This window comes from Roseovarius aestuarii (assembly GCF_019966515.1).
In the GTDB taxonomy this organism is placed as follows: Bacteria; Pseudomonadota; Alphaproteobacteria; order Rhodobacterales; family Rhodobacteraceae; genus Roseovarius; species Roseovarius aestuarii.
Map to the genome: position 1 here is coordinate 1 of NZ_JAIMIB010000043.1, position 8,610 is coordinate 8,610.

Below are 8,610 nucleotides of genomic sequence, written 5' to 3' on the forward strand. Positions count from 1 at the left end.
CGGTCACTGGTCCAGCTCTATCGATTTCCGACGTAGGGTGCGTCATTTACGCATACCGCCGGTCAGACATTCGCTTTTGCGTTCAAACGCCCCTTAGCATCGTCGGAAGCGGTCGTGGATTGAACCGTCGAAACGCTGGCCGCGCGCTGGAGGCTTTGGGGCGCTTGCGTAAGTGCATTCGCCATGTCATTGGCCCCCATCCAGATCAAATAATCTTCCTCGGTCACTTGTTGGTTAGGGCCCAGCCAACGGCCGGGTTCACAGTGACAGTATCCATAGCGAAGGTGGGCGCCTTTCGCGGCTAATTGTTTGGGTACGAGCGCAAAAACAAATGACGGATCCCAGGTTCCGACCATGATCTCGAACAGGACGCGCGACAGTAGTGACGTTGCCCCTTGGCTGCGTGGTCCGCCAAGGCCGTGGGCACGAAGCCAGAACTCTCCCTGATAGCAGACCTGACCGGTGATCGTGTCAAGCGCCTCCGGACCCGAATAATACGTAAGATCCGGGTCGGGTGTGGAATCTGGGGTAATGTATTTGTGGCGGTGGATATTTAGGTGCCTTGCCAGCGAAATGCCCGACAGGTCGAGAAGACGTACCGCCTGCGTGTGGATCAACTCACCGCTTGAGTTGAACCCGCAAATCCAGAAGCCGTTGGTACGGTCTATGTACGAACTTGCCACATCAAATATCGGATAGATCGGGCCGCGATCAATCTGCTGGCACCGGTAGGAGCGGTATTTGGCAAAGTCGTCGCCAACCTCAATATGAATGCCACCCTCCTCGAGATCGCGGAGGATACCGGACAGGTGTGTTGTCAATTTAAACAGTCTAAACGGAGACATCCCCATCCAACGCGCCCTCTTTTCCGGTATGGCATGCAACCTCCCATCAAATGGTTAACGATGTGTTATTAACTTTTTGCGATCTGACGGATTTCAAATCGAATTTTTGGTCTTAATCGGTGCCATCAGACGGTCGGATTGGCTGACCCCTGTGAGGTTGCCATGGTCAGATCTCTTGGCAAATCTACCCATTTCCCGTCCTTATCAGGTAAGGACTGCGGATACGTCGGCACATGGCCTGGTGAATTGGGTCGAATTCTACATTGACTCGACACGATGGGACTCCGAAGCATTACTCGTGCAGACATTGATGTCCATACGGACCACCTCGGCGAAAGTGACAAAATTAGGGAAAACACCTAAAATTGAGAAAGCCTCACCTTTCACCCACATCTTCGCCAACTATTTGATTTCAAGTTATTTATCGAGATGTATTGAGAGGGTAAGGTCATGCAAGCTTGGTTTCATGATCCATCCTGGCCTCCGGCTTGCTGAGAATGCGACAATACGTGGGCAGACCCTCTAGTACAGCCACACTTTGGTCTAATCCGGCCTGAATTATCGACGAGCGAGAGAGGTCTTCCATGAGTCTTACCAAGCTGTTTGATAAGTCGGTTCAGGTGTCCTGCACGCCGCCAGGTTCCGTGAATGTGCGTATCGGAAACGCCATCGAAGGCCCAGGCGGGAGATGGATCCCGTGCGCGTCCGAAGTAGGGGACGGTGCGTTCGTGTCCTGTGTTTATGAGGTTGGACCCGGCCGCAATCAGGTTTGCGCCGCCAACAGCCCAACTTACTGCCCCGACAAAGCGCTTGCCCGCGCGATTGAACTCGCTGCGACGGCTGCTGCTTAGGACAGTTGATGCAGGTATCGCGATTTGCCGCCACCCGCCTGCGAGACGCACACCCATTTGACTGGATAAGGCCCCCTGACAAGACGGCCCCCATATCTGTGGCCATAGTTGCTGGTGTCACCAGGCGTTCTTTCTACGCAACACCGTCAAACCGCCTTTCCTGTGCCACGCACCACGTTGTTATCGACGTCCGATAGAGCATCGGGCCAAAACATCCCACCTGTCTCTGTCAACCTGTCGCGCAGGTCGTCCTCGCTCATCGGCCTGCCGAAATGGAAGCCCTGCAGATAATCGCAGCCCATCTCACTCACAAGCCGCGCATGCTCTTCGGATTCGACCCCTTCCGCGACCACGCGCATGCCAAGGCTTTTGCCGATGCCGATGATGGATGCAGCCAACGGTCTCGTGCTCGGGTCCGCCGCAAGGGGTTGAATGAAGTGACGGTCGATCTTGAGGATCGCAGGCCTGATTTCCAGCAACCCCTGCACTGACGCGTGGCCTGTTCCGAAATCGTCCAAGGCTATCGTTACTCCCAACTCATCTAGCTCATCTATGGTCCACCGAACCACGTCACCCATGCGATCGAGGTAAACCGATTCAAGAATTTCGACCGTCAACCTTTCTGGCTTGATGCCCGAGCTTTTGATGTCATGTATGAAGGTTGGGTCTGCCAACCGGCCGGCAGAGACGTTCACCGCAACACGTGGAAGATCAACACGCGCTTCGTCAAGACGGGCCAGGGCTCCATGCAGGCTTGCAAAGATGATTTCATCAATCCGCTTGAGAATCCCAATCTGCGCAGCGGTGTCCAGAAATGCGGCCGGAGCCAGAATGCCTTCGGTTGGATGGGACCACCTCACCAGCATCTCGGCGCAAGCAATTCTACCGGTCTGCGCATCAATCAAGGGTTGAAAATACGGAATGAACTCCTGTCTTTCGCATGCCAGCAGCAGGTCCGATGCCAGTTGCATGGTCGCAACGGACTTCGCATGCATTTGGTCAGTAAAGAACGACCATCGCCCTTTGCCTTGCTCCTTCGCGTGGTAGAGCGCCATATCGGCATCTACGACGACTTGTTCCGGGTTTTCCATATTCGCTTTGGCGATTGCCATGCCGACACTTACGCTACAGGACGTAGATTTACCGTCAAACGTGAATGGTGCCTGCATAGTATGAACAATCTCGTCGGCCAGACCGCTGACTTTGAGAGCGCTGTTCCCTAGCGGCTTCAAAATGACAAATTCGTCACCGCCAAGGCGTGCGACCAGATCAGATTTATCGGTCATCTGTCGCAACATGTTGGCGACAGAAACTAACAGCCGATCTCCGGCATCATGACCAAGCGTGTCATTCACGAATTTGAATCGGTCCAAATCAATGTAGAGTACCGCAAATTCCGTTCCGTGCTTCTTCAGGTTCCCAATCCAGGTCTTCAACTCGACCTCGAAATGCCGACGGTTTGAAAGGCCGGTCAAAGCATCTTCGTTCGCGTCCTTGGCCACCGACTGTGCGAGTTTGTGGAGACGCGTATTTTCTTTCTCTAGGCGGTGAACTTTTTCGACGACCCTCGCATAGCTTTCCCTGTCCGTCATCGAGGGGTCTTTCGTCACAGGTTCAACTGGCGCCGTGCGTTCCTCTTCCAGTTCGAGGATCGAGCAGAGCCACCAGTGATTTCCCGTCTCGGGGTCGGAAAGGTGTGTCCAGCTCATGCGCTGCAAATAGACTTCGCCGTTCTTGCGATTATTGAGTGCCTTGGTTGAAAAGTTCTCCCAGTTCATGAGTTTTTCAATGATGTAAAGGTGAACGCCCTGTTCCAAATCCGGACCAATCAAAATGGTTCCTCGTTGGCCCAGTGCGTCTTCCGCTTCGTACCCGGTGATCGTGGTGAAGGCTTTGTTACACCACTGAAACTCCATAACCGCTCCATCGTCCTTCGACGCTAAAGCGAGTGCCAATCCTTCGGTGCACTTATCGTTGATTTGATTGAATATCTGAGCAGGTATCACGAACAGCGCCTGAATATTTCCATACTCCTATGGCACCCAAGCGATTAGGAACGGTTTAGACCACGAAATCGCGCTGACTTATTTAGGGAAAATTTGAACGATTGAAGAGTAAAGGAACTTTCTCTCTGCCCTCGGTAAAATGGGACGCAAAGATCTTGTTAACAAAAATCCGCTGCAATCGATCTCCTGAATACCGTGGTTAACTTGAACTCGAAGATTTTTTGCGTTGTCTGCGGTTGCGTCGTCAATCATTCCAAAATGCTGCACTTTGCACGAACGTCCGTTTCCGGTTAATTGGCAGGTTAAAATCGAGCAGCGCTGAATATCTGGTAATGGGATGTACCGGCTGCTACACCCAGCAGGTTAGGGTCTGCCTATTTCTGCAAACCGGAGAAGTAGCATGGCGAAGACAGACTTTGATGAGCTGATGTCGATTGGCATCGATATCGGGAAAGACACATTCCATCTGGTAGGCTTTGATCAGGCGGGGCAGCGCGTGCTTCGCAAACAGATCAAGCGATTGGCCCTGCTGTTCTCTTCCCGCACAGGCGGTGCCGGATTAACGCCATTTTATGGAACAACCCATTGACGGCATTTGCTGTTGAGGGCCTTTGCCGGTCCGCGCAATCTCGATCATGGCACTTACCAACTCGTGATTTCGGTTGTTTGGATCGCCCATACCGGCGTCGTCCAAGCGGCCACGGTATTGCAATTCGCCATCCTTGTTGAAACCAAAAAAATCCGGTGTACAAACAGCTCCATACGCCTTGCCGACACTCTGATCTTCATCGACAAGATATGGAAATGACCAACCGAATTTTGCCGCAAACTTTAGCATGAATTCTGGACCATCACCTGGTACCATCCGGTAGTCATTGGACATCACGGCAAGCACGTTAATCCCTTGAGACATCAAAGCGTCAGTATCTTCGGCGAACCTTTGGCCGATGGCCTGCACATACGGGCAATGATTGCAGATGAACGCAACCAGCAACCCCTTGTCACTGAGGCGCTCGCTCATCGTAAATGATTTGCCGCGAGCGTCCATCAATGTGAAGTCCGGACCTTTCCATCCAAAGTCGCAAACAGGTGTATCAAGCAGCATCTTGGGTTCTTTCCGTGAAGTGAATATTTCAGTGTTATTATTATGTTCCGAGGTGGACTCGACTTACATGCGCCGGGTGTATTTGAAGCTTCTTATACCTCAGCTGGCTTCCAGGTGGCGATATCAATCAGCAATTGTCCGACCGATCGCATGACTGCCGGCCGATCTCATGTCCACTTGGTGCATCATTCGCTTGAGATGGATTGGAAAAAGACCCGTGTTATCTGCTCTCACGCGATACAAGACACAAGAGATCATCGCGGCCTAGGCGAAGACGTCAGATGACCGTTTCCTGAGCCCAAAGCTGCGATTGCTGCGTACTTCGGGGACGGACCGAAACGGCTAAAGCTATCGTTGTCCGCGCCACGTTGCACGGGTAGCGCCCGACACCATTCCTGCGCCCCAAAGCCCGAGAACGAAGACCAACATCAAGCCCTGTGGCTCGCCGAGAGCGAATAGCGTCGCGGCGCTCACCACGCACCACACAACCGGTATGACGGAGAGTGCCACTCGCCACCGGCTGCGCCCGATCAGCAGGACGAGGCCGAGGCTGGCGAGTGCGGTCGGGTCGGGCGCAAGGCCGAAGAGTTCGGCTTGTGAAAGCGGCCGGCCGAAGAGGAGCCCAACAAACGGATGCAGAAGCAATACATAAGCGAAAACTGCAAGTCCGATGCCGCCCGCCAGCCTGGTCGCCGGGCGCGCCTGTGCCGGTGCACCATACATCGTCAAGGGGGCAATCATCACCGCCTCCGCCGCGAACGCCCAGGCTGCATAGGCCATCGGCCAGTTGATCGGAGCGTAGCGCGTCGCGAGGAAATGCGCCGCGCCGACCCAGCTCAAGGCCATCAAAAGCCCGGTGAGACGGCGGCGCGGACCGTTCGGAGCCGCCATCAGCAGGAGGATTGCGAGGCCGAGCGCAATGGCTACGACCGGAAGCGGCCAGTGAGCCTGGTTGTGCAACGCAAACAGGCGCCAGTAGACCTCTGATCCGAACATCAGGAAGTCGCGCAGCGAATAGTTCAGCCAGTCGATCATCAGATTTGAGCAAGGTCCCACGCCATGCGGCGACGCAGTTTCGCGTCGGGAAGCAAGCCCCGGCTCGCCGCCTTGTTCTCGCGCAGATGCGCGATCTGTCGCGTGGCCGGGATCGCGACCGTCACCGCCGGGTGCGAGATGATGAACTTCAGCAGGACCTGCGGCCAGGTCTCCGCACCGATTTCCACCGCCCAGCCCGGGAGTTGCGCGCCACGGTAGCGCTCGATCAGGGCGCCGCGCTGATAGGGACGGTTGACGATCACAGCGACGCCGCGCTCTTGCGCCAGTGGTAACAGCCGGTCTTCCGGCGCGCGGTCTAGCACGTTGTAGGTCAGTTGCACGAAATCGATCGGCTGTTCCCGCATGATGCGCTCCAGCAGGTCATGGCGCCGGCCGTGCGAAGTGGTGATGCCGACATGGCGCAGCTTGCCTTCTTCCTTCATTTCGAAAAGCGTGTCGAGATTACCTTCCCACGCTCGCAGGTTGTGAACCTGAAGGAGATCGAAACCGGGCACACCCCATTCGCGCCGGGTTTCTGCGATCTGACCCGGTCCGTCTCCGGGTGACGACGTCCAGACCTTTTCGGCCGTAAAGATGTCAGACCGATCGCCAAGCTGCGCAAGCCCGTGACCAATCGTACTTTGCGAGGATCCATACATGGGCGAGGAATCGATCATGCCACCCCCTTCTTCAGCGAAGGCCGCTATAACTTGCGCGCATTCCGTCAGAAGCTTCGGATCTTCGCCGACATTGAATGTGATCCAGCTGCCAAGGCCGATGACCGGGATGTGCTCTCCGGTTTTAGGGATGACCCTTGTAGTGCCTGGATCGAGGCCCGCCGCGCGGACGGGAGCCGAGGCGCCCAGCACCGCGACGGCGCAGAAGCATCTGATCATCATGGTACGTCTGGAAAAGAGCATAGGGTCCGCCTGCGTCAGATGTGATCCTGTCCAGTATACAGATGCCGATACGGCACAGGCGACCCCACGCCGATATGCCCGGTTTTGGATGTGCTCGCCTCGTTTTGCGATGCCGCAGCCCAAGCCGGCTTCCCGCTCAAGGTACTTTACGCCGTGATCGTAAAGTAGCCGCTATTCAGTCTAGCAGTTATCGAAAATGCTGCGCAATGCTTGAACGGCTGCTATGAGAAAGCTGCATCGCGGCGACAATTGACCCGATGAATGTCTCCTCCGGGCCGCCCTTATCGAGCGGCCCAGCTCTTTAGATTTCGATGGCTTCTGCGATGGCCAGCGCATCTTCCAATTCGACGCCCAAATACTGGACGGTACTGTCCATCTTGGTGTGTCCTAACAACAGCTGAACCGCTCTAAGATTTCCTGTTTTCTTGTAAATCTGGGTGACCTTGGTGCGGCGCATTGAATGCGTGCCGTATGCCGTTGCCTCGAGGCCGATGGACGTCACCCAATCTCTGACAATCCGGGCATATTGCCGTGTCGATATGTGAAGTCTCTCGTGAAATCGACCTGGCCAAAGATACTCGGATCCGACCATAAGGGGGTCTTCCATCCAGCGTTCAAGCGACGCCCGTGTTCCTTCCATGATTTCGAAACGAACAGGCTTGTTGGTTTTGCTCTGAAGGACGGAAGCACGTTCTTTGATCTGGCCGGTTGCCATGACATCGACGACTTTCATCTTGACGAGATCGCATCCCGGTAACTTGCTGTCGATGGCCAAATTGAACAGGGCGAGGTCTCGATGGTTCTCTGCCAGCTCAAGTCGGACTCTGATTGCCCATACGTGCTTGGGTTTAAGCGGACGTTTCTGACCGACGATGCGTCCCTTGTTCCAAGCTGGCCTGAGCGCGCGAATGGCAGGTAGGTTTGGTATGTCCATATCTGATCCTCCGATCCGCCACGCCTCCCACAACGACAACCCGACGTTGACGGTTGAGAATATCATACGGCACGAATGGAGTGGCGAATGTTGGCTTTGAGCCATTGCCGCCGAATGGTTCGTGGCAAAATCACGATGGCCTTCGTCATCTTCTGCCCATAGTTATTGGCAAAAAAAGGAGAGCGTGCTTGGAGCGACGACTCGCAGCAATACTGGCCGCCTACGTGGTGAGCTACAGTCGTTTGATGGGTGCAGACGAGGCACGCACGCTTGCGCGATTGAACAAGCTGCGTAAGGAGCGGATCGAACCCCTGATCGCCAGCCATCGTGGCCGGGTGTTCAAGTTAATGGGCGACGGAATCCTAGTTGAGTTTGCCAGCGTGGTTGACGCGGTCAGTTGCGCAGCGGCCTGGCAAATCAGGGTTGGCGAAGAAGACTTGCACTTTCGCATCGGCATCAACCTTGGCGACGTGATGGTCGAGGACGGCGATATATTTGGGAACGGAGTCAATGTCGCCGCCCGTCTCGAAGCGCTGGCCGATCCTGGCGGAATTTGTCTTTCGGGAAATGTGCATGACGAGGTGCGTGCAAAGCTGGACCTCTCGTTCGAGGACATGGGTCCGCAAACGGTCAAGAACATTACCGAGCCTGTGCGCGCGTACCGAGTGTTGCTGGAGAGCTCCGTGCAAACTGAAAAGCCAAGGTCGGTGACGCAGACTTCTAGTAAACTTGGCGTCGCAGTGCTGCCGCTGAACAGCATGTCTTCAGACGCCGCGCAGGACGCCTTTGCTGACGGCATAACCGAAGTGTCCGTCATCAGAGGTTTTGGGCTTTAGTGCGGTCTGAGCCGGTAGAGCATCTGACCCATCTGGTTGGTTTGATTATGCGGCGGACTTGCTGTGAAGCAAGCGCCG

At 55.2% G+C, this 8,610-nt stretch carries 7 protein-coding genes and 1 pseudogene; 2 read left to right on the forward strand and 6 right to left on the reverse strand.

The genetic code is table 11. From position 1 onward, the window contains the following. Positions 1 to 62: 62 nt before the first annotated feature. On the reverse strand, positions 63 to 851 hold the full coding sequence (locus LC334_RS22650) for a hypothetical protein (protein ID WP_085802590.1): 789 nt from the start codon (positions 849 to 851) through the stop codon (positions 63 to 65). Between the two features lie 991 nt (positions 852 to 1,842). Beyond that, a complete protein-coding gene (locus LC334_RS22655; RefSeq protein ID WP_085802588.1) occupies positions 1,843 to 3,702 on the reverse strand; it encodes a putative bifunctional diguanylate cyclase/phosphodiesterase in 1,860 nt (619 codons plus the stop codon). A gap of 400 nt (positions 3,703 to 4,102) precedes the next feature. On the opposite strand from LC334_RS22655, the pseudogene LC334_RS22660 reads away from it, so the two are divergent. Further along, positions 4,103 to 4,231 (forward strand): annotated as a pseudogene (locus tag LC334_RS22660) (IS110 family transposase); the annotation flags it as partial. Positions 4,232 to 4,261: 30 nt separating this feature from the next. Here LC334_RS22660 and LC334_RS22665 read toward each other — a convergent pair. The 4 genes from LC334_RS22665 to LC334_RS22680 form a co-directional block, all read right to left on the reverse strand. Further along, positions 4,262 to 4,807, reverse strand: a complete 546-nt coding sequence (locus tag LC334_RS22665; protein WP_085802586.1) for a thioredoxin family protein — start codon at positions 4,805 to 4,807, stop codon at positions 4,262 to 4,264. A 348-nt stretch (positions 4,808 to 5,155) separates the two neighbouring features. Next, positions 5,156 to 5,842 carry a DUF6064 family protein gene (locus LC334_RS22670; protein ID WP_085802585.1) on the reverse strand — a complete coding sequence of 229 codons (687 nt, stop codon included), beginning with the start codon at positions 5,840 to 5,842 and terminating at the stop codon, positions 5,156 to 5,158. Further along, a complete protein-coding gene (locus LC334_RS22675; protein WP_085802584.1) occupies positions 5,842 to 6,762 on the reverse strand; it encodes an aldo/keto reductase in 921 nt (306 codons plus the stop codon). The genes LC334_RS22670 and LC334_RS22675 overlap by 1 nt, the downstream gene beginning before the upstream one ends. Before the next feature lie 301 nt (positions 6,763 to 7,063). Further along, positions 7,064 to 7,696, reverse strand: a complete 633-nt coding sequence (locus LC334_RS22680; RefSeq protein ID WP_085802591.1) for a tyrosine-type recombinase/integrase — start codon at positions 7,694 to 7,696, stop codon at positions 7,064 to 7,066. Positions 7,697 to 7,884: 188 nt separating this feature from the next. Between LC334_RS22680 and LC334_RS22685 the strand changes: the two genes are divergently transcribed. Continuing rightward, complete coding sequence (locus LC334_RS22685) at positions 7,885 to 8,532, forward strand: adenylate/guanylate cyclase domain-containing protein (protein WP_217809140.1); 648 nt, start codon at positions 7,885 to 7,887, stop codon at positions 8,530 to 8,532. The last annotated feature ends 78 nt before the right edge of the window (positions 8,533 to 8,610 follow it).

Excerpts from the sequence above, each read along its gene's own strand:
- LC334_RS22650 (WP_085802590.1), bottom strand. The coding sequence starts at position 851 with ATGGGGATGTCTCCGTTTAGACTGTTTAAATTGACAACACACCTGTCC.
- LC334_RS22665 (WP_085802586.1), bottom strand. The coding sequence starts at position 4,807 with ATGCTGCTTGATACACCTGTTTGCGACTTTGGATGGAAAGGTCCGGAC.
- LC334_RS22670 (WP_085802585.1), bottom strand. The coding sequence starts at position 5,842 with ATGATCGACTGGCTGAACTATTCGCTGCGCGACTTCCTGATGTTCGGA.
- LC334_RS22675 (WP_085802584.1), bottom strand. The coding sequence starts at position 6,762 with ATGCTCTTTTCCAGACGTACCATGATGATCAGATGCTTCTGCGCCGTC.
- LC334_RS22680 (WP_085802591.1), bottom strand. The coding sequence starts at position 7,696 with ATGGACATACCAAACCTACCTGCCATTCGCGCGCTCAGGCCAGCTTGG.